Genomic DNA, 22,217 nt, shown 5'->3' on the forward strand with positions numbered 1-22,217 from the left:
TTGACTGTTGTAGTGGTTAGTTAGATAATACGTAGCGTATATAAAAGAGTTATAAAGAGGTGTCTCTATGTTCCTATGTAAACGTCAAATCGATATTCATGCACGTTTTGGTGTGCCAAGAATTGCATTCCTTAGCTTTACTATAACTGTCATTGCTTTTTTAGTGAGTTATGAAATTATGTATTATTTTGTAGACACTCCTTTATCAGATAGACATTTTATTATTTTATTATTTTTTGTAATCTTAATGTACCCTATTCATAAATCGATACATTTACTCTTCTTTATTCAACATTTCCACTCTTTTAGAATGCATAAGTTGAATAAAAAAAGATGGTTACCTTATTTTAATACTTATGTCAGCACGCCTGTTCACAAAGTATATTTTTGTATTAATTTATTATTACCATTTATTATAATTACCTTATTTTTAATCTTTATGACAATGATGTTCCCGCAATATGGTCATTATTTTATGTTCTTATTAGCATTAAATTTTGGAATTTCTGTACTTGATTTTTTGTATCTTAAAATAATCATTTTCTCAAATGAAGGTCAATTTATTGAAGAACATCAAACGGGTATCAATATCTTAAATAAAGTGCCTTATAGTTCATTTCATTAAGGTATAACGTTGTGAAATAAATTTGAATACCATTTAAATAAGCGAAACATTAATTCTTTGAATATGAATTTTTGTTTCGCTATTTTATTTTAGAAAAATGATTAAATTTTAATGCTAAAGACTTATATTGACTAGTACTTTGGTAGTAATGAGGCTGTTTCTAATTGGTGTAGCATAGATAATATGTTATATTTACTTTGTTATTATTGTAAAAGGAGCTTTCAACTATGAAAATTATGAATAAACTAATTGTTCCCGTAACAGCAAGTGCCTTACTTTTAGGTGCATGTGGTTCTAACGCAACTGATTCGGAAAGTAATACGCTTATTTCTTCAAAAGCTGGAGACGTAAAAGTAAAAGATGTCATGAACAAAATTGGTGATGAACAAATCGCTAGCACATCATTTAGTATTGCGCTTAATAAAATTTTAGCTGATAAATATAAAGATAAAGTAGATACTAAAGATATTGATGAAGATATTAAAAAAGAACAAAAACAATATGGTGGTAAAGATCAATTTGAAAGCATGCTTAAACAACAAGGTATGACATTAGATACATATAAAGAACAGAAAAAACTTGCCGCTTACCAAAAAGAATTATTAAACGATAAAATCAAAGTTTCTGATAAAGAAATAAAAGAAAACTCTAAAAAAGCTTCTCACATTTTAATTAAAGTTAAATCAAATGATGATGATAAAGAAGGTTTATCAGATAAAAAAGCTAAAGCAAAAGCTGAAAAAATCCAAAAAGAAGTTGAGAAAAACCCAAGCAAATTTGGAGAAATAGCTAAAGATGAATCAATGGATTCTTCAAGTGCTAAAAAAGATGGTTCTTTAGGCTATGTAGTTAAAGGACAAATGGTAAGTAAATTTGAAAAAGCCCTCTTCAAACTTAAAGAAGGCGAAGTATCTGATATCGTTAAAACGGATTATGGTTACCATATCATTAAAGCCGATAAGGAAGACGATTTTGATAAACAAAAATCTAAACTTAAAGCTAAAATCATAGAACAAAAAGTTCAAAAAAATCCAAAATTACTTACAAATGCATACAAAGACTTGCTTAAAGAATATGACGTAGATTATAAAGATAGTGACATCAAAAAAGCTGTTGAAAACACTATTCTTAACCCAGACAAATTAAAACAACAACAACAATCATCTGACAGTTCAGCATCATCTAATTTATCTTCATAATTTTCTAGAATTAACTCAATCATATATTAAAATGCCTTGTCTAGAAGTTGCATAGAAACGTGCAATAAGTCTAAACAAGGCTTTTTTAGTTATAAAAAAGCTTTCTACTTAATAAAGTGAAACTGCTTCGTTCTTCACTCATGGTTTAAGTAGAAAGCTTATATATGTTTTAATCTAATTTTTCAGGATTATAGAATTGGCGATTTTCCATACCAAATATACGTTCAGTAAATTGCCCTTTTTCTGTCTTTTTAAAGGCTTTATCAAACATATTCATTTTAGCATCAATGTTATCAATAAAGAATAAGATTTCCGCTTCTTTTAAGTGTGGTAATTTTGGTGATCCAAATTCCATCTTACCATGATGCGCTAAAATCATATGACGTAGTAACATCACTTCTTCACCTTCAATATTAAGTTCCTTAGCTGCTTCTGCAACTTCATCACTCGCTATTGAGATATGACCTAGTAAATTCCCTTCTACTGTATACGTCGTAGCAACTGGGCCACTTAGTTCTCTTACTTTTCCTAAATCGTGTAAGATGATTGAACTATATAATAAACTACGATTTAGTAATGGATAAATATCACATAATGATTTAGCAATTTGAAGCATTGTCAATACGTGATAGCTTAATCCACTAGCGAAATTATGATGATGTGAACTTGCTGCTGGGTAAGTGAAAAATTTAGTTTGATATTTTTTCAATAAATGACGTGTAATACGTTGTAGATTAGCATTTTCAATTTCTAAAATATAATGTGAGATTTGCTCTTGAATCTCATCTGCTGTCAATGGCGCTCCGTCGACAAAATCTTGCGTTTTAAAGCCATCTTCTGGCGTAGCTAATCTAAATTTATTTACTTTCATTTGTTTACGGCCACGATAATTTATAACGTCGCCTTTAACCCATATAATTTCCTCAGGTTTTAAAATCTGCATATCCTCTTTACTTACTGTCCATAATTTGGCTTCGATATCTCCACTTTTATCTTGGAGGAAAAGCGTCATATAATCTTTGCCTTGAGCAGTCACTCCTTGTGTAGCTCTATGAACTAAAAAGAAGTTCTCTACCGAATCTCCCGGATTTAACTTTTCTACATTTCTCATTATTTTCCGCCTTCCTCTATTTTATTTAATATCAACATCTCTTTAGAAGGAATTGCAGTATCTTTAGTACATGTAAAGTACAATACTTGATAATCTTTAGCCAATTCTCTTAAATAGTTTAACATCATTGATTTTCTTTGTTTATCAAAATGAACGAACGCATCGTCAATAATGATTGGGAATGGATAATACGGTCTTAGTATATGAATTAAACTTATTCTTAGCGCTATATACAATAATTCTTTAGTTGACTGACTTAATTCTAGAGGATGATACATTTGTCCATTACTGTGTCTTACCATAATGGAATCATTCTCATAAGTAATTAGATTATAATTGCCATTGGTTAACGTTTTAAATATTGTGATTGCTTCATTTATCACTTGTGGTAAACGCTTATCCTTAATCTGTTTGATATGTTCGTTTATAAGCGCTTCTAAATAGCTTAAACTAGCCCAATCTTTCGCAATATCATTCATTCGATTTTTCAAGCTGAAATATTCATGGCGTAATCTAGATAAGGTTTTATCTGTTTCCATTTGATTGATTTGTGCAGTGAAATCACTTACTTCAGTTTGTTTGTCTAAGTATTGCTCGTTATAATCATCTACTTGTTGAGCTAGTAATTCGTCTTCTTCTTCTAGTTGGGCTGTTGTCTTTTCACTTAAATTAGAGCTATCTTCATATGAGAAATGATGATTTTCTAAGTAAGTTGATAAATCATTAAAACGTGCAAGTTGTTGTTGATACAATTGATAGCGTTCATAAGCTTCGTAATACTCTTCTTCATTATTAACATTATTCGCTTTGAATAACTCAGCAATGATATCTTTATTTTCTGTTAATCTATCATTTAATTGTTTTAGTTCGTTGCTTAATAATGTTATTTGACTTTCAAGTTGTGTTTTTTGTTCTTTATCTTTCTCATATTTAGCTATCCAACGTTTTAAATCACTAAATAGCGATACTTTGTTAAAGCTAGAAAATTCATCTTCAGTTTGTTGTTGAGCCTTTTCATAAAAAGCAGAGAGTTTTTTTGTAAGCTTTGATCTTTGTTCTAATAATTGATTAAGATAATTATCATTCGATTTGACCTGATTCATCGTATTGAAGCTATCGACTAATAATTCATCTGACATTGTTCCAGGTAATCTTAAATCTTCTTTTACTTTATTAATATGACTTGATAAATCACTTATATCTTGTTCAGTCTGATTTAATAAACCTTGTTGATGTTCTAATTTATTAGTTACTACACTCTTATTATTGCTAGTATTACTCCAACGCTCACGCTGTTGATATTGATGGTCAAGATCGAAATCTAAATCATAATTAGCTTCTAGCTCGCTTAGTTGACGTTCTAAATCACTAATTTCTTCACTAATAGTTTCACTATAATCAACTTCTTTAGTTCTAGTAAAGAAAATGCCTACTACAAAAATTACAGTTAAAATGACGAATATAATGCCAAAGATAAGATTTTGAGTCGCAAATGAGAAAATAGTTAAGCCTAGACCAATTAATGCAAGAATGATAAAACTAAATCTTAACCACCATTGGCGTTTTTGTTTTTTCTCTTTATCTTTGTTGAAGGTGTCTTTTAATTTATTATAAAGATTTTCTTTTTCATGTAATTCTAATTTTTGTTGGTTATATTGTTTTTTCTTATCAAGTGCATCTTCAGGAACTAATTCTTCTTCAAGACCTTCAATTTCTTCACTTAAAGCATTTTGTTCAATTGTATTCTCTTCAATCGTTCGCTCGATTTGTTGTTTTAGTGCACTTTGGTTATTACGTTCTTTAACCTTTTCGCTTACGTAATTTTTTGTAGCTTCTGACGTGTCAGTCTCATGATAAACATCTTGCCATCCAATGCTTGTTTTTAAATCTTGTTGTTGACGTTGATATGTTTCGATTTCTTTTGAAAGCGACTCTGCTTTTAATTCGGTTTGCTGGATATCATTTTCATCATGACTGAGTCGATAAAGGTGATTGACCGTTTCCTCGCTAGGTAGATCTATCGCATTAAAGTCATATTCTAATTGCTTTATCTTTTCCTCTCTTAAACCAATATCTCTGCTAAGTGATTGTTTATATTGTGAAGCTGTTTCATAGCGCTCGATGCCATTTTCCGAGAATTTAAGTGGTTCAACATTCAATTCTTGTTCAAGTCGCTTCCATTCTTGGGCTTGCTCATGAATCGCTAGTTGCTTTTGCTTCGTTTCATGCATTTTAGATAATTGATTTAAATTTTCTTTTAAATGGCCTAAATGTCGTTGTGATTTATCTCTTTCGTCTACAAGACGTTGATATTCATCTAGTTTCGTTTCTTCTTCACGAATTTGAGCTTCTAATTGTTTCAATTCTTCTATTTGTTGATTTAAAATTGGGTTCTTACCCGCTTTTTTATACAATGTTGCTTTCTTTTGACTAACTAAATTACCCATAGTCGTAAATTCGGAAGACCCTAGTGCACCAGCTTCAAGTAAGTAACTTTGTAATTGCTTTTCATCTAAATTACGATGAATATCTTGTAAACCTAGTACGTTAAATGAAAATATTCCTTGATAAGTTTTTTTAGAAATGTAGTTTAATTTCTTCTTCAACCAAGCTTCATCACGAATTAAGCCATTTTCAAGATAAACCTTTACATCGCCTTGCGCACTGCCTTTAACACGTTCTACAATGACTTCTGATTGGTCTTCAAAAAGCAACGTCAGCTTACCGCCATATTGATTACCCATGCGTGGTTCTAATCGCGGTTCTTTTTCTTTCTTTGTAGGAAAGCCAAATAATATAGAGTGGATAAATGCTTGAATTGTAGATTTACCCGCTTCATTTTCACCAAAAATTTCGGTAAATTCTTTATTAAAGTCAATCTTACGTTGCACAAACTGACCGTAACCATAAATCTCAAGCGTTTTAATGATCATTGTGTTCACCTCTCATATCCGCTTTCAATAAATTCTCAGCGCGATTAACTAACTCAACTTTGTCAAATTCAGTATAATCTTCCAGATATTTAGAAGCTCTAGGATTTAAATATAGTTCTGTCATAGCATCGTCAAAGACTTTCGAGTCATTAGTCAATTCTTCTGAAAATTCCTTAACCAGAGGCGTTTCTTCATTTTGAAGATAATTATAAGTAATTTCATCGATGACTACGAAATGACGTTCATTCTCTTCATAGTCATCAATCATTTCTTTAATTTGCAATATATCTTGTGAAGATAACATAGTTTCACTATCAATATTGACCGTTAATTTGTAGAATGCTTTGCCTTCATGACGCACACGATCTTTAAAAGATTGAATTTCTTCATAAATTCCTTGTCTACTCGTCTTATGCGTAGTTATAGTAGCTTCATCAAAGCGAATAGATTGTGTTGGTATAAATTTAGTATTTAATCTTAAATGGTCACCTTCTACAAGCAAACATCCTTTTAATCCTTGTTCCCCAAAATGTCTACCTTGTACGTTACCTGGATAATGAGTTGGAGGCATATCACTTAATTCTTGGCGTTCATGGATATGTCCTAATGCCCAATAATGGTACAACTTTTTATTTAAATCTTCTAAGATAAATTCAGTGTAGCGATCTTTAATTGAAGATTTACTATATGTTCCATGAAGCATGCCAATGTGAATACCATTTTGGCCTTGACTAGATGGGAAATCATCTATTTTATTCTCATAACTTCCATCATTTTGATAACTAAAGCCGTGGATGTAGATTGTTTCACCATCTTTAGTTATAGCTTGATATGTTTCAACATTACTAGAGAACACCGACACATTCTCAGGCCAATCGTCTGTAATTCTCTTAGTAAGTGGGTCGTGGTTACCATGACTTATGTATACAAAAATTTGTTCTTTTTCTAAGCGTTTAAATTGTTCTTTCAAAAATACTTCAGCACGTAGTGTTCGATTCTCACTATCAAATAAATCCCCTACGATAAGTACAAAATCTACTTCTTCCTTTAAAGCCGTATCGACTATTTTTTTGAAGCTTTCATATGCGCTATTTTGTATATCTTCAAAAATTGTAGGTGCTAAATAGCTTTTAGACTTAAAGGGGCTATCAAGGTGCAAATCAGCACAGTGAATAAATTTTATCATGAATATTAACTCCTTAATAATATGATAATGTAGCTTTGATATTCCTATATTTTACCATACCTTATTTATCTGGGTCGATGAACTTTATCAAACTAAAAAAAGCTACAAAGCTTTCGTTGGAAAGCAATGTAGCTTTAAACCTATAAATTAGTCAGCGTAGATTTCATCTAAAGGTTTAACAATGATTTGGTTGATTTCTTGGAAGACTTGGCTCATGTTTTGTTCAGCTTGCATTAATTCAGAGATGTTTTCATCTTTTTCGATTGCTTGAGCTTGTTCTTGAGCTTTAGCTAAGTCTTCTTCAGGAATTTCTTCACCTTGCATTTGTTTTTGTTGGAAGCTTAATTGAGTTTCACGGAACTCATCAAATAATTTTTTAGATTCTTCATTATCTTTTACTTTAGAAAAAGCATCTTTAATAGCTTTGTATTCATCACTATCTCTTAAAGCTTGTTCTAATTGGTTTGCATAATCATATAAATTTACTGCCATGTTTGTTTGCACTCCTTAGTGTAAAGTTATTTTTGACAACTCTTTTATACCATAACATATAATTTATTGTTAGACAAAGATTGCAACCAATCCTTGGAAGAAGCCAATGATACCGCCTAAAATGAAACCTAACGACATGATTAATTTTAATTCTTTATTAGCTATTTCAATAATCAAACGTTCAATATAATCTAAGTCGAACGTGTTAATTTGATCTTCAACTAATTTACGTAAATTGATTTTTTCCATAATAGTTGATAAGTGTGTTGAAGCTTGATTAATGATTAAATCTGATATTTTATTTACAACTTCATTTTCTAGATAATCAATAAAATTAGGCGCTAATCGATTTAAAGGCGTATCGACTTTTTGATTTAAATTAAGATAATTTGTAATTAATTGTGAAGTTGAATCAGATATTTTTGAAAATTGTTCTTCCTTAACGACTTGTCCTAATGGTTGTTTTTTTAGTGTTTCATATTCATTGTGAATCACTTTATCAATAATAGACTTTGCTTTAGGATGACGAGTTAAACGTATCAATTCATGTTGAATTCTATCTGCAATGCTTTCTTTAGTCATAAACATTTGTAGTAAACCGACTATTTTCCCCTTTTCAGTGAAGAAAGTCTCAAGCATATCATAAATATCTCGCGCACCTTTATCTGATTCTAAATACACACGTGCACGCTCACACAATAAATCTCCAACATCATCTATTTTATTATCAATCATAGCAACCGCTTCTACCGGCAAAATTTCATTTATTGCGACATCTCTATGTGATGCATAATATTCATTAAGTTTTGTAGCAATTGTACTATCTAATCGTTCGTTCACTAATTTATCAATATCAATGTCGAAATGACTAGCGAATCGACGAATGGTTGCATCATCGGATTTTAGCTTAGACACTTGTTCTTTTACTAACTCGTTAATCGATGCTCTAGTATTACTTTCATTTAATTTATTATTGATGACAGTTTCTGTAATTAAGTGTTCTTCTATTACCTGTCCAATTTTACTAGCGATTTCTTCTCTTCTCTTTGGAATAAGACCGGGTGTGAATGGGACACGCATTTTAAAAATATAGTACGGTTTAAAAGGATGGAATAGCATGCGTATAGCGATAACGTTGGTAATACCACCTATCACTGCGCCTACTACCACCATGAATAATATTACTAAGAAAGCTTGCATTGAGATTACTCCTTAATTTGTTGAGATAACATTACGATGATTATATCATGAGAGAAATTAAACTTCACAATTTAAATTTATTAAATCATCAAAAGGTTCAGTCAGTTTATTTTCAAAAAATAGGATACCTATTATTTATTAGAATATGAATACTTCTATACAATGATAAATGACAAAAATAAGGAGCCTAGTCCATTTCAAGTGCAAATGTTCAAGGCTCCGTCATTATCTATATTAAAATAGTGACTAAATCTTTAATAGACTCTTCTATCACTATATCGCTATTTTGAAAATTTATATTTTAAACGTGCATTAATTCTTCTTTCGCATTTCTATTAAAATAAGTTTCTGCTTCTCTTAATTTTGAAGTACCGAAGATAGGTTGTTTTTCAGAATTTAGCACTCTGTAGATATTACTTACTTTATTACTTTGTAAGATGAAACCGTTACGCGTTTCAATTGTGTTCCAATAAATATCACTTGTTGTAGAATGATTTGGGTACGCACAATGATTACGTGAAATTGTTTGAACGATTTCTAATGGATCACAACCAAATGTGTTATTTAATACATCTGAATCTCTAAATAACGCACAAATAGAAACACATGTCGTCCAGTTTGGTAATACTCGTTCTTTTTCAATTTGAACTAATGTCTTTTTTGAAAGGCCGATTGTTTGAGCCATAGTATCTTGCGTATAGCCCGCTTCAATTCTAACCATTTTAAATTTTGTTTGAATTAAATCTGTAAAACTCTGTCTATCCATATTTATTCTCTACCTTTCTAATAGGGGGTTATTTAATCCGGACACAAGAAATTGCAATAATACACATTTCTTGAAACACAAATTACATCTTAATATATTTTTAATCAAATGAAAAGAGGAATTTTTGTTTTTATACACAATTTTATTAAAGCCGAAATTATCAAAATAATTAAATTAGTTATATAATACAGTTTTTTTAAACAAGTTAAGTATTATAAAATGTGATTATTTCAATGAAATTTCCCTATTACACTTAATTGTAAACTTAAATTAGTTTATTCTCTATCGCATAAATAGCAGCTTGAGTACGATCGGTTACTTCTAGCTTATTAAAAATGTGACTCACATGTGTTTTAATCGTCTTTTCAGACACATATAACGCATTAGCAATTTCTTTATTTGTTTTACCTTTTACCATTTCACTGAGTACATCTAATTCACGTTTAGAGAGTTTATGATTATAGTGTGGTTTCTGAGACATAGTTTCCATCACACTTTTAGCTTCTGGATGAATAACTTGCTTATTATTTAACACATCTAAAATAGTAGTGATAAGCTTTTGTGGTTCAACGTCTTTCATTTCATAACCATCTGCGCCTTTATTTATTGCTGAAATAACATGTTCATCATCTACATAGCTTGTTAGTACTAAAACTTTAATCTCAGGATAGTGTTTCTTTATGTATTCGGTCACTTCAATGCCATTCATTTCTGGCATTACTAAATCTAATAATATAATGTCTGGTGCTGAATTCTCTTCTAAATACTTAATGAAAGACTCACCATTTGCAAAACTAGCTTGTACTTCTAATTCATCGACAGTTGATATCAAGAATTCTAAGCCTTGTCTCACAATATGGTGGTCATCAATTAAAATGACTTTTGCCAACTGTTGTTTCCCCTTTCAATATTATTAAAGTGGTATTTGCATCGAAATTTTTGTTCCTTTATGAGGCGCTGAATCTATATGTAGTTGCCCGTTCAAAAGGCGTATACGCTGACTTATATTTTTTAATCCTTGCGATTCATTACTATTTGATTTGTTGATTTCAAATCCCACTCCATTATCCGTTACATCTATGAATAATTTATCAGTTGTTTGTTTTAAATTTACATATATATGTTGTGTCTCTGCGTGCTTTTTAGTATTATTCATCGCTTCTTGAAGTATTCTATAAATATGTTCTTCAATAACAATAGATAGATTAATTAACCCCTCAACTTCAATATGTAAGTTTAATTGAAGGACTTGGGCATATTTTTTAAGGGCTTGTACTAAGCCATATTCCAATCCGGCTGGCTTTAGTTGCCAAATAAGCGAACGCATTTCATTTACGGCACTTTGACTCGTATCCTCAATCGTTTTAAATGCTTTCTTAGCCATGTCATCGGGCGTGATATCATGTGCTGCATGCGCCGTTAATTTTAACGAAAATAGCATTTGATTTACTGAGTCGTGTAAATCTCTAGCTAAACGATTACGTTCATTTATACGCGCCGCTTCTTTTTCTTGATCAGTTAAATAAATTCGTTTAATGGCAGACCCAATTTGTAACGCTACAGATTCTAATAATTCAAGGTCTTCTTCACTATAATGAGAGGTATAGGGCGTCGCTACATTAAGCAAACCATACTGTTCATCCCCAGAGCGTAATGGGACGGTGGCATGATGAGTAATACCATCTGTCTCCTCTTGGTGCGCTTGATTTGCTAAATTTATACGTGAGCAATTTATAATATTAGAAGCTTTAGTCAATCGTTCATTGTGATAAGCACTAACACACCAGCACGAACCTTCTTTCATATAATTGCAATTATTTTTACGCAAAGCTCCAGGAAGTTGTACATCTACGACCAATTCATGCTCACCTACATCGTTTATAAAAAAAATCCAACCAGTCGTAAAGTTGCTTCCGTTTATTAAATATTTCACTGCGCCTTGCATCATACTATATAATTCAGTTTCTTCATTGAGATATTCTGCAATTTCTTTTAATAACGCTAAGCGTGTAGGTTTTTCCATTCAATCGCTCCAATATTATACTAATTTCGCAATAGTATTATTATACAGTGTGTTGTTATTTTTTAAAATTATTTATCAATTCGCACCATATTTTCAACCTTCTAAAAGTTTAACATGTATGTATTTTGAAATTCATTACTGTATATCAAGCTCATTATCATCTATCAAATTTCAAAAGATATGATATGATAAATACGTACTTAATAGGAGGACTTTATGAATTTTAATATACCTAAAAACTTTAATAATTTTACTCTGAGAGAAATTTTCCAAAGTTTAAAATTACCTAAAAAAGATTTGCATCAACTTAATATGTCTAAAGATATCACTATCAATCATCAACCAGCTAAACTCACAGATAAAGTAGTGACAGGTGACGAGGTTTATATTCCTACGCCTACAGAGAAAAGTAATTACTTGCCAAGTTATCGCTACGCCCAAATTAGTTATGAAGATGATGATTTAGCCATTGTAATGAAACCTAAAGGTGTGAAAACACATCCAAATGATTTAAAAGAAAGTAATACATTAATGAATCATGTGATTTATACGATAAATAGTGACTACGCAGAACCTATTCATCGTCTTGACCAAGAAACGGTCGGCTTACTTATTATCGCTAAGAATCAATTAATGAAAAAAATATTAGATCGTATGTTAGAAGAGAATGAAATTAACAGAATATATAAAGCGAACGTAAAAGCGTTATTACCAATTAAACCTCAAACAATTGATAAACCTATTGGTAAAGACAAATTCCATCCTAACAAACGCCGTATTTCTAACACAGGTCAACGTGCAGTCACTCATATTTTATCTTCAAAAATGATTAAAGAAGGCGTATGTCAATTAGACATTAAATTAGATACTGGGCGTACACATCAAATTCGTGTACACTTAGCCGAAATCGGACATCCTGTTCTTGGTGACCCATTGTACGGCGACTCAACATTACGTCAATTAGAATTAAATAGTTATAAAATTGAATTTACACATCCTCTTACACAAGAATTAATTTCTGTTAGCTTAGATGATGAGTAATATAGAGTATAGTATGGGATGAGCAATTCTGATGTAATTGCATTCGATTTGCTGTCCCGCTTCACCTTGTAAATAGGAAATCATATAATAGAATAAGGCGTAGAGAGGATTCATTTAACTGAACCTCTCCTACGCCTCTATTTTTGAATAATACTCCAAACTCTTGCTTATATTTGAAAAAATTAGTGTGGGTCAACCATATCTTCTGGTTTAATCCATTCTTCAAATTGTTCTTCAGTAACATAACCAGACTCAATTGCAGATTCTTTTAATGTTAAGCCTTCTTTATGTGCTTTTTTAGCAATTTGAGCTGCTTTTTCATAACCAATGTGTGGATTTAATGCTGTTACTAACATAAGTGATTGATTTAAGTAATTATTGATGTTTTCTTCAATTGGTTCGATACCTGCTGCACAGTTATTATTAAATGTTTCCATACCATCTGCTAATAAGTAAATTGATTGTAATGTATTATGCAAAATAATTGGTTTAAATACATTTAACTCAAAGTTACCTTGTGAACTTGCAATACCTACAGTCGTGTCATTACCCATTACTTGCACAGCTACCATTGTTAACATTTCACATTGTGTTGGGTTAACTTTACCTGGCATGATTGAAGATCCTGGCTCATTTTCAGGTATAGAAATTTCAGCAAGACCTGCTCTAGGACCTGACGCTAACCATCTAATATCATTCGCAATCTTCATTAAATCGGCAGCTAATGCTTTCAATGTGCCATGTAATTGCACTACTTCGTCATGTGAAGTCAATGCGTGGAATTTATTCTCAGATGACACAAATGAATAACCTGTATTATCTGAAATAAATTTAGCTACTTTATCGCCAAATTCTGGATGTGCATTAATACCAGTACCTACTGCCGTACCACCAATAGCTAAATTTAGAATATGTTTCTTAGATTCAGATAATAATTCTTCACATTTATCTAACATATAACGCCAGCCACTGATTTCTTGGCCTAATTTAATTGGTGTAGCATCTTGTAAATGCGTACGTCCTATTTTAATAATTGATTGATATTGGTCTTCTTTTTCTTTAAAAGTATCACGTAAATGTTTTAACGCAGGTTCTAATTTAGTTTCGACCTCGTGATATAAAGCCACATGCATTGCAGTCGGAAATGTATCATTAGAACTTTGTGATTTATTCACATCATCATTAGGATGAATTGTTTCATCACTATTATTCTCTTTTAAATATTCATTTGCTACATAACTAACTACTTCATTGACGTTCATATTACTTTGTGTACCGCTTCCAGTTTGCCAAACGACTAATGGAAAATGCTCATCTAATTCGCCTTTTAAGATTAAATCACAAGCATGGACAATTGCATCTTTTTTAGCATCGCTTAATTTGCCAAGCTCATGGTTAGCTAAAGCAGCCCCTCTTTTCAACTGAGCAAAACCATAAACTACTTCAATTGGCATATGTTCTTTACCTACTGGAAAGTTACGTTTACTTCTTTCAGTTTGAGCACCCCAATATTTATCTCCAGGTACTTCAATCTCTCCAAAAGTATCGTGTTCAATTCTTACTGACATACGATAATCTCCCCTTATTCACTTATTTACCAATAGTATAGCATTATTTAAATTAGAGGAGCAACGCACAATTAAAGCGTTTACAAATATATTTAGCTAGTTCAATCAATAGTTGAATTTTAAAGCGCGGTTCATTTTTCATTTAAAAATAGAAGCGAGACCACGAAATCATTGAACTACAATAAATTTCAGTCACGCTCCTAGCTTTAGTTGATTATTTAATAAATTTAACTTTAACAGCCTGTACAACGGCAAAGGCACTTAAAATATATAAAACAACACTTATAATCAATGTAAACGGACTAAGCATTACTAAATAGCCTAAAATGCCTGTTAAGCCTTGATAAAAATCATTTAATGTATAAATCAAAATGCCAGTAACTAGTAGACAACATAACACACTAATAATGATTCCTGTTTGATTACTTTTAATAAAAGGACGCGCATTGATATCATCAATCAATCCTTTAGATAAATTTAATTGTAACTGTACGATTTTAAATAACAATGGCAAATATAAAGCCCCTAGCGCAATTGGAAAGCCTTTAATTGATAACAAACTTATAATGATAGTGGCAATAGTTAAATGCAACCAATATTTATGTAACATTATTTTATCTCCTTAGTGATTTCATTAAGTTACATTTTAGCATAAAAAAGCACTCCATATTAACCTTATACAAAGCGTCAATATGAAGCACAATGAACAACATTTATTTAGTTGTCGCTTAAATCAGAACGAACCTCTGAATCATGCGATTGATTCAATTTCTCTTCATCATTTTTCTCAGAAATTTGTTCCATTTCTTTACCTAACTCTTTTAAATCATCTAAGTCCTCAACCATAGCATTTTCTTCTTCACTATAATATAGTTTAGATTCTTTATTTTCAGTCATAAATTAGACCCCACAATTTAAATTTATGCAAATTCAGCTGTGAAATATTCTTTGACGTCTTCAGGAAGACCTTCAGCTGCTGCTCTGTCTAACACTACAGTTACCATGCGATGTGTTTTCAAGTCAGCTGGTTCAAAGTTTGATTTACCATTTTCTTCATATAATTTTTTAATAACTTCTTTTTTATTAGCACCAGTAACTACTAACACAACTTCACGTGCTTTTAAAAGACCTTGTCTTACATTTACATTTAAGCTACCAGATTCATCAATAGACGTAACTTGTAAAATAAGTTTGCCTTTATTTTCTTTAGTTTTCATTTTATCGTCGATTAATGATTCAGCATCGTCGTCTAAATTAATAGGATATACTTGGCTAGCAGGTACGCCTAATGTTTCATAATATGAACGATTATCATCATAATCTAAGATATTGATTTGACTGAAATCTACAGCATTTCTATCAACATCTTTTTTTAATTCATCTAATACTGGAGCTGCATCCTTAGTTAAATGAATTCCAGCAATAGTAGTTGGATTGTTGTTAAATTGTTTTCTAATGATATCTGCAGTGAATTTAGCTACATGTTCAACATCATTAAATACTTTAAAGTTCATTGCCATTGTCATTACACTCCTCTTACTTCATCAATATTTTAATAATTGTCGTATTATAAGTTAACTTACCCTACTACACATTAATTCAAACCATTTAACAGGGTATATTAAATCACTCATTAATATAACATTTTTTAGTGTTCAGTTGCATTTAATAATTCTTCTTAATCACTTTTGCTTAAGATAATCCAGGAAAATTCTGTTGACGTAACGCTTCATAAATTAATAGTGCGGCCGTATTAGATAAATTTAATGATCTAATTTTATCACTCATTGGGATTCTTAAAGCCGTGTCAGCATATTTCTCTTTAACCCAATCAGGTAAGCCTGTCGTCTCTCTACCAAAGATAAAATAATGCTCAGTTTCAAGTTGTGAAAAATCGAAATCGCTATAAGTCTGTTTACCAAATTTAGTAAGTAAATAATATTCGCCATCAGTAGCTTCAAAAAATTCTTCGATACTTTCATGATAAGTAATATTTACATGTTCCCAGTAATCTAAACCTGCACGTTTCAACATTTTATCATCTGTACTAAATCCTAATGGTTTGATTAAGTGTAAATGTGTATTTGTTCCAGCACACGTACGTGCTATATTCCCAGTATTTGCGGGAATTTCAGGTTGAAATAATACGATATGGTTGGTCATTTATGGTTTCCTCATTTCTAGTCCTTTTGTCATTTCTTGTTGAACTTCTTCGAGTTCATTATCATAATGTGCTTCAATAAAGCCACGTGCCTCTTCGCCAAGAATCTGACCAATAGCCCAATAAGCAGTACCTCTAATCATTGGACGCGGATCATTTAAAGCTACCTCTTTTAATTTGGGAATTGCAGTTTCTTCATTAAAATGCGCTAATGCTATTATAGCATTTCGTTGAATAGGCTTTTTACCTCTCCATGCTCCAGCAAGATGTCCATAAGTATTTTTAAATTCTTTATTACTCATTTGTAGTAAAGGTACAAGACGAGGTTTAAGAATTTCAGGTTCTAACACGATATCATCATGAACGGTGTTAATACCTCTATTTTTAGGACAGACTTGTTGGCATGTATCACAACCGTATAATCGATTTCCGATTTTATAGCGATATTCATCTTGTAAATAGCCTTTTGTCTGAGTTAAAAAACTAATACATTTTTGAGCATTGAGTTGTCCATTTCCTACTAACGCACCTGTAGGACATCTATCTACGCAAATTGTACAGTCTCCACAGCTATCTAAAATTGGATCGTCGGGTTCAAATGGGATACTGACTAACATTTCGCCTAAATAGGTCCATGTCCCTAAATCTGGATTTATGATAAAGCCATTGCGCCCGGCAAAGCCAAGTCCAGCTCTTTCGGCTACAGCTCGATCAGATAATACACCTGTATCTACCATACTTTGAATCTCAACATCAGGAACTTTTGTTTGGATAAATTCAGCTAGTTTATCAAGTCTTTTTCGCATGATAGTGTGATAATCTTGTCCCCATGAAGCACGAGCAAACATACCTCGTCGGTCTCCTCTAACGCTCTTAGGTGCGCCTTTAAGTTTATTAGGATAACCGACTGCAATAGCTATAATTGAACGTGCAGTCGGTAAACTTAATTTAGGCTCCGTACGTAATGCAATATCAGATTCTTCAAAACCAGAGGCATAGCCTTTTGAATGATAATCTTCTAACTTTTGCTTAAGTTCATCAAAAGGATCTGCAGTTGTAAAACCAATACTATCTATCCCTATTGAATGTGCAAAGTCGATGATTTCACTTTTTAATTCTTTATAATCCAATTACTTTGCCTCCTATAAAAATATACATAGGATATTTTAACATAAACAAGAATACATATATTTAAAAATTTTCATAAAAAAGAAGGACAAAGTTTTAATTGTCATTACTACAATTTCTTTGTCCTGCTTACTATATTAGGTAACGAAGTAAACTTGTAAATAGATTCATTATTTCATGATTCCACTTCGCTAGGATTAATTAACATTTATATTATTATTAGTTGATTATAAAACTCTCTCAAGAAATTTTTGAGTTCTTTGATGTGTTGGCGTATTAAAAATTTGTTGTGGTTCTCCACTTTCTACAATTTCTCCATCCACCATGAACATCACTTTATCACTCACATCTCTGGCAAAGCCCATTTCATGTGTTACAATCACCATGGTCATGCCTTCTTTCGCTAAATTTTTCATAACTTGTAATACTTCGTAAACAACTTCGGGATCTAATGCAGAAGTTGGCTCATCGAATAATATGACGTCTGGATGCATTGCCAATGCTCTAGCAATAGCAACTCTTTGTTTTTGACCTCCAGATAATTGAGATGGATACGACGATATTTTATTTCCAAGCCCTACTTTTTCCAACAATTTTTGACCTTCGATTTTCAAGTTTTCCAACTTATTCTTATTAAGTAATTTAGGCGCTAAAATAACGTTATCTAATACTGTCTTATGAGGAAATAAGTTGAAGTTTTGAAATACCATGCCCATTTTTTGGCGTAAAATATTTAAGCTACTTTTATTCTGCATTAAATCTTTTCCTTCAAATATCACTTTTCCACTAGTTGGTGTTTCAAGTAAATTCATACAGCGTAACAAAGTACTTTTCCCACTTCCAGAAGGACCAATAATAGCTACAACTTCACCTTTATTTATTTCTAAATCAATATTTTTTAATACTTCATTTTTACCGAACGACTTATTTAAATTTTGAACTTTAATCACTGGCTTTCATTCTCCCCCCAATTAAATTCATTACTCTCGATAAAGAGAATGTTAGGACAAAGTACATAACTGCAGCTATCATAAGTGGTGTGAAAGGATCAAATGAGATACCTTGCACTACCTGAGCATTAAACATTATTTCGCTCACACCAATTGTAGAAACGATTGATGACTCTTTAATTAACGTTACGAATTCATTACCAAGCGCAGGTAGTATATTTTTAATAGCTTGAGATAAAATAATATGAATCATTGTTTTAGAGTAATTTAATCCCAGACATTGCGCAGCTTCGGTTTGTCCCTTGTCTACAGCATTAATACCAGCTCTAATAATTTCAGCAATATATGCGGAAGAGTTAATCACTAAAGCAATGGTTCCACAAACTAGAGCTGAAACATCTAATCCGAGCAATGCTGTAGTACCGAAGAATACAAGAAATACTTGCACTAGCATTGGTGTTCCTCTAAGAAATTCTATATATATTGAAGCTAACCACGAAATAACTTTAAACTTACTTAACTTCGCTAAAGCAATAAGTGCACCGATGATTGCTCCACAAATTACGCCGATAAATGAGATAAGTATTGTATTTTTTAACCCCTTAATAAAGAACGTTCCATATTTTTGATAAAAATTACCATCATCTACTATAGCTTTAGAGGCTTTATCCATATAACTATTGATTAAATTTTTATCTTTAACATCACTAATCGTTTTGTTAACACGTTCTAATAACATCGGTGATTGTTTCGGTACTGCGATGACTGTAGGTTTCTTTGCTTCGTTAAAAGAGACCTTTGCAAATGTAAGTTCTTTATTTTGTTTAATATATGCTTCAGCTACTGGTTTTTCGATAACTAGACCATCGATTTTGTTACTTTTTAACGCGAGAATAGCATCTGGCAAACGATCTAAAGAACTCACTTCAGCTTTATCAATTTCTGTTTGAGCTATCTTTTCTTGTTCAGTTCCCTTTTGAGCACCTATTTTTTTCTTTGAAAAGTCTTTTAAGTCATGGTATTTGTCTAAATCAACTTTTCTTATTAACAAAGTATTACTTGTTTCCATATATGGTTCAGAAAAATCAACTTCTTTTTTTCTTTCTGGTGTTGATGTCATACCTGAAATAATCAAATCAATTTTCCCTGTCTTAAGCGCCCCTAATAAACTATCAAATTGCATATTTACTATCTTAAGTTTCACATCATTATCCTTAGCAATTTTCTTAGCTAGTTCAATATCGACTCCTTCATATTCACTCTTACCATTAACTGTTTTTTCAAATTCAAGCGGTGCATAATCAGCAGATAAACCTACTTTTAATTCTCCACTTTCCTTGATTCTTTTCCATGTTGCATCTTCATCAGCCTGAGCCATTGGTTGTATATATATCAAGGTCATACTAATTAAGATTGCTATGACTACTAATTTAGAAAAATATTTCATATAGCAACCTCCCTTTTTTATAGTTCATTATTATACAATTAAGTGTATTAATATGCAATAACAATTTTAAAAAAAGAGCGGAACAGAAATCTATTATTATTTCAAAAATTTCGTTATCCCGCCTTAGCAAGTCAATTAAAAAATGTAAAAGTGTAGTTTAAGGGCAAACGCATTTATTCACCTACTGCATAATAAAAAAACTGAGCCATTTTAAATTAATGACCCAGTTTTTTAATAAACTATTATTGTTTAGGAATCTCAAATCTATAAATTTCATCACTATAAGTTGGTACAAATTTTTTGCATATTTCATGTATAATAAATGCACTAACAAATGGAATAATTAAATAGCCAAATAATAGTAATACAATATTCATGGTAGTGTCTCCAGGCATTCTATTAAATGCATTAATTGGACCAACCAATCCAGTATAACCAAAACCTGCAGATAGCGGTGTACCTTTAATGCCAATAACATACGTCAATATACCAGACACGATACCATTTAAAGTTAACGGTACAGCAATGATTAAATGCTTTAAGTATACAGGTATCATCATTTTCGCTGCTCCAATTAGTAACACGATATTTACTCCTAAAGAATTAACTCGAAGTGATCCAAAGATAAATGTAACACACGCTGCAACAATTCCCATATTCGCAGCACCACTACCTAGTCCAGTCAGACTTATAGCAGTAGCTATGGCAACTAGAGATATTGGTGTAACCATTAAGAGTGAGAACGCTACACTAATTAGTATAGACATAAGCAATGGATTGAGTTCCGTAAATGAGTTTATCATGTGTCCTAACGCTTTAGTTATAGTTTGTACGTAAGGTAATATTAATAAGCCAATTAAACCACTGACAACAGGAATTAAGACTGGCAAAATAATCATTTCTAATGAGCCAAGTTTACCTTGTAACAAGATATATAATGCACACGCAATAATTACTACCAAAATAGCATTGATTATATCCCCTATACCTTTCAACATAATTCCATTTGAAGTGACTTGAATTGCTCCAGAACCTAACATAGCTGATACCCCAACCATACAAGCGCCAGCACCATTAAATTTTAATTGATGCGCAGCTAAAACACCGATAATAAAAGCCATAAATGATTGAATAATTGTAACAAGCTGATAAATAAGCTCTAAAGTATGGTGATTATGCATAAACAGTTTCAAAAACTCACCTAACAATGCATTAGGTAGTAATGCTATAACCACGCCTGCGCCAACAGCATTAAGGATATTACTAAAAAAATATTTTAAATTCATACGTTGTTTAGTCATAGTAGCCTCCGTTTTTAAACATTAGCTTTATATTAGTATATTATTTTGTTATAAACAATATAAAATGAATACTTTTTATTAAATTTTAAAGTTTGCGTCAAAAATTTGTAATTTTATCTAGCAATTTAAATTTAAATTAGTTAACTATTTTACCGATAATCGATTATTTAATGTTACTTCTAACACCTTTACAATAGGTTATATCTATAATAGAGTCTATCAACCCGATTAGACAGAAAGCCTAAAAAAAGAGTAAGAAAATTGAATTAACAACATTCTTACTCTTACATTTATTCATATACCGGCGGTCGGGATCGAACCGACACTCCAATAAAGGAACGGGATTTTGAGTCCCGCGCGTCTGCCAATTCCGCCACACCGGCTCAATCTAGATAAATAAAAAACTTCCACTTGGAAGCAAAATATGGAGCGGAAGATAGGACTTACACCTATATCTCGTTCCGGGAAGGAACGTGTTTTAAGAGTTAAACTACTCCCGCAGATATTAAATTATGGAGCGGAAGATAGGATTTGCACCTATATCTCATTCCGGGAAGGAATGTATTCTAAGAGTTGAAATACTCCCGCATGTATTAAAATTATGGAGCGGAAGATAGGACTTACACCTATACTTCATTCCGGGAAGGAATGTGTTCTAAAAGTTGAACTACTCCCGCATAGTACTTGGAGGCGGCAACCGGATTTGAACCGGTGATAAAGGTTTTGCAGACCTCTGCCTTACCACTTGGCTATGCCGCCAATAACTGGGCTAGCTGGATTCGAACCAGCGCGTGACGGAGTCAAAGTCCGTTGCCTTACCGCTTGGCTATAGCCCATTAATAAAATTAAGGGCGGTTGAAGGGAATCGAACCCTCGAGTGTCGGAACCACAATCCGATGCGTTAACCACTTCGCCACAACCGCCATGGCAGGGACAGTAGGAATCGAACCCACATCAAAGGTTTTGGAGACCTCTATTCTACCGTTGAACTATGTCCCTATAAAAATAGATGGTGGAGGGGGGCAGATTCGAACTGCCGAACCCGAAGGAGCGGATTTACAGTCCGCCGCGTTTAGCCACTTCGCT

The 22,217-nt window shown here is 32.0% G+C and carries 20 protein-coding genes and 8 tRNA genes; 3 read left to right on the top strand and 25 right to left on the bottom strand.

From position 1 onward, the window contains the following. The first annotated feature begins 67 nt into the window (after window positions 1-67). On the top strand, window positions 68-625 hold the full coding sequence (locus FH144_RS08175; protein WP_107508444.1) for a DUF3267 domain-containing protein: 558 nt from the start codon (window positions 68-70) through the stop codon (window positions 623-625). Window positions 626-852: 227 nt separating this feature from the next. After that, window positions 853-1,824: a peptidylprolyl isomerase PrsA gene (gene prsA, locus FH144_RS08180; protein WP_107508445.1), complete on the top strand. Its 972-nt coding sequence runs from the start codon at window positions 853-855 to the stop codon at window positions 1,822-1,824. 169 nt (window positions 1,825-1,993) lie between these two features. Here prsA and yhaM read toward each other — a convergent pair whose 3' ends face one another. The 8 genes from yhaM to FH144_RS08220 form a co-directional block, all read right to left on the bottom strand. Then, a complete protein-coding gene (yhaM, locus tag FH144_RS08185) occupies window positions 1,994-2,935 on the bottom strand; it encodes a 3'-5' exoribonuclease YhaM (protein WP_107508446.1) in 942 nt (313 codons plus the stop codon). Continuing rightward, the gene (locus FH144_RS08190) at window positions 2,935-5,868 is read right to left on the bottom strand and encodes an AAA family ATPase (protein ID WP_242315013.1); all 2,934 of its coding nucleotides are present in this window, start codon (window positions 5,866-5,868) and stop codon (window positions 2,935-2,937) included. The genes yhaM and FH144_RS08190 overlap by 1 nt, the downstream gene beginning before the upstream one ends. Continuing rightward, the gene (locus FH144_RS08195) at window positions 5,858-7,054 is read right to left on the bottom strand and encodes a metallophosphoesterase family protein (RefSeq protein WP_242315015.1); all 1,197 of its coding nucleotides are present in this window, start codon (window positions 7,052-7,054) and stop codon (window positions 5,858-5,860) included. The genes FH144_RS08190 and FH144_RS08195 overlap by 11 nt, the downstream gene beginning before the upstream one ends. Before the next feature lie 147 nt (window positions 7,055-7,201). Beyond that, complete coding sequence (locus FH144_RS08200; RefSeq protein ID WP_107508449.1) at window positions 7,202-7,546, bottom strand: YlbF/YmcA family competence regulator; 345 nt, start codon at window positions 7,544-7,546, stop codon at window positions 7,202-7,204. Window positions 7,547-7,615: 69 nt separating this feature from the next. Then, window positions 7,616-8,746 (bottom strand): DUF445 domain-containing protein, encoded by a 1,131-nt coding sequence (locus FH144_RS08205; protein WP_242315017.1) that lies wholly within the window; start codon window positions 8,744-8,746, stop codon window positions 7,616-7,618. Between the two features lie 301 nt (window positions 8,747-9,047). Further along, entirely contained in the window at window positions 9,048-9,512 is a 465-nt protein-coding gene (xdrA, locus tag FH144_RS08210; RefSeq protein ID WP_053030612.1) for an XRE family transcriptional regulator XdrA, read from the bottom strand. A gap of 265 nt (window positions 9,513-9,777) precedes the next feature. After that, window positions 9,778-10,401: a response regulator gene (locus FH144_RS08215; RefSeq protein ID WP_198611658.1), complete on the bottom strand. Its 624-nt coding sequence runs from the start codon at window positions 10,399-10,401 to the stop codon at window positions 9,778-9,780. Between the two features lie 24 nt (window positions 10,402-10,425). Continuing rightward, window positions 10,426-11,535 (bottom strand): GAF domain-containing sensor histidine kinase, encoded by a 1,110-nt coding sequence (locus FH144_RS08220; RefSeq protein ID WP_242315018.1) that lies wholly within the window; start codon window positions 11,533-11,535, stop codon window positions 10,426-10,428. A gap of 216 nt (window positions 11,536-11,751) precedes the next feature. Here FH144_RS08220 and FH144_RS08225 point away from each other — a divergent pair, with 216 nt between their 5' ends. Beyond that, window positions 11,752-12,576: an RluA family pseudouridine synthase gene (locus FH144_RS08225; protein WP_242315020.1), complete on the top strand. Its 825-nt coding sequence runs from the start codon at window positions 11,752-11,754 to the stop codon at window positions 12,574-12,576. 182 nt (window positions 12,577-12,758) lie between these two features. Here the strand turns inward: FH144_RS08225 and fumC are convergent, their stop codons facing one another. The 17 genes from fumC to FH144_RS08310 all read right to left on the bottom strand — a co-directional run bounded on the left by fumC (window position 12,759) and on the right by FH144_RS08310 (window position 22,130). After that, on the bottom strand, window positions 12,759-14,144 hold the full coding sequence (fumC, locus tag FH144_RS08230) for a class II fumarate hydratase (RefSeq protein ID WP_242315021.1): 1,386 nt from the start codon (window positions 14,142-14,144) through the stop codon (window positions 12,759-12,761). Between the two features lie 214 nt (window positions 14,145-14,358). After that, on the bottom strand, window positions 14,359-14,754 hold the full coding sequence (locus FH144_RS08235) for a hypothetical protein (RefSeq protein WP_242315023.1): 396 nt from the start codon (window positions 14,752-14,754) through the stop codon (window positions 14,359-14,361). 107 nt (window positions 14,755-14,861) lie between these two features. Continuing rightward, complete coding sequence (locus FH144_RS08240; protein WP_107508456.1) at window positions 14,862-15,041, bottom strand: SAS053 family DNA gyrase inhibitor; 180 nt, start codon at window positions 15,039-15,041, stop codon at window positions 14,862-14,864. Window positions 15,042-15,064: 23 nt separating this feature from the next. Next, window positions 15,065-15,664, bottom strand: a complete 600-nt coding sequence (locus FH144_RS08245; RefSeq protein WP_107508457.1) for a 6-phosphogluconolactonase — start codon at window positions 15,662-15,664, stop codon at window positions 15,065-15,067. Between the two features lie 172 nt (window positions 15,665-15,836). After that, the gene (trmL, locus tag FH144_RS08250; RefSeq protein ID WP_242315025.1) at window positions 15,837-16,307 is read right to left on the bottom strand and encodes a tRNA (uridine(34)/cytosine(34)/5-carboxymethylaminomethyluridine(34)-2'-O)-methyltransferase TrmL; all 471 of its coding nucleotides are present in this window, start codon (window positions 16,305-16,307) and stop codon (window positions 15,837-15,839) included. Continuing rightward, window positions 16,308-17,435 (bottom strand): tRNA epoxyqueuosine(34) reductase QueG, encoded by a 1,128-nt coding sequence (queG, locus tag FH144_RS08255; protein ID WP_242315027.1) that lies wholly within the window; start codon window positions 17,433-17,435, stop codon window positions 16,308-16,310. It lies immediately after the preceding gene. Between the two features lie 225 nt (window positions 17,436-17,660). Next, a complete protein-coding gene (locus tag FH144_RS08260; RefSeq protein ID WP_242315029.1) occupies window positions 17,661-18,383 on the bottom strand; it encodes an amino acid ABC transporter ATP-binding protein in 723 nt (240 codons plus the stop codon). Further along, on the bottom strand, window positions 18,376-19,830 hold the full coding sequence (locus FH144_RS08265; protein ID WP_242315030.1) for an ABC transporter substrate-binding protein/permease: 1,455 nt from the start codon (window positions 19,828-19,830) through the stop codon (window positions 18,376-18,378). The genes FH144_RS08260 and FH144_RS08265 overlap by 8 nt, the downstream gene beginning before the upstream one ends. Before the next feature lie 242 nt (window positions 19,831-20,072). Then, on the bottom strand, window positions 20,073-21,131 hold the full coding sequence (locus tag FH144_RS08270; protein WP_242315032.1) for a PTS sugar transporter subunit IIC: 1,059 nt from the start codon (window positions 21,129-21,131) through the stop codon (window positions 20,073-20,075). Window positions 21,132-21,430: 299 nt separating this feature from the next. Next, window positions 21,431-21,514, bottom strand: a tRNA-Leu gene (locus tag FH144_RS08275). A 42-nt stretch (window positions 21,515-21,556) separates the two neighbouring features. Continuing rightward, window positions 21,557-21,631, bottom strand: a tRNA-Gly gene (locus FH144_RS08280). A 13-nt stretch (window positions 21,632-21,644) separates the two neighbouring features. Beyond that, window positions 21,645-21,719, bottom strand: a tRNA-Gly gene (locus FH144_RS08285). 14 nt (window positions 21,720-21,733) lie between these two features. Further along, a tRNA-Gly gene (locus FH144_RS08290) sits at window positions 21,734-21,808 on the bottom strand. A gap of 8 nt (window positions 21,809-21,816) precedes the next feature. Next, window positions 21,817-21,890 (bottom strand) — tRNA-Cys (locus FH144_RS08295). Window positions 21,891-21,895: 5 nt separating this feature from the next. Then, window positions 21,896-21,967: transfer RNA gene (locus tag FH144_RS08300), tRNA-Gln, on the bottom strand. A 14-nt stretch (window positions 21,968-21,981) separates the two neighbouring features. Next, window positions 21,982-22,054 (bottom strand) — tRNA-His (locus FH144_RS08305). A 2-nt stretch (window positions 22,055-22,056) separates the two neighbouring features. Next, window positions 22,057-22,130 (bottom strand) — tRNA-Trp (locus FH144_RS08310). Window positions 22,131-22,217: the final 87 nt, after the last annotated feature.

It is taken from the genome of Staphylococcus sp. acrmy (assembly GCF_022690565.1).
Lineage (GTDB): Bacteria > Bacillota > Bacilli > Staphylococcales > Staphylococcaceae > Staphylococcus > Staphylococcus caledonicus.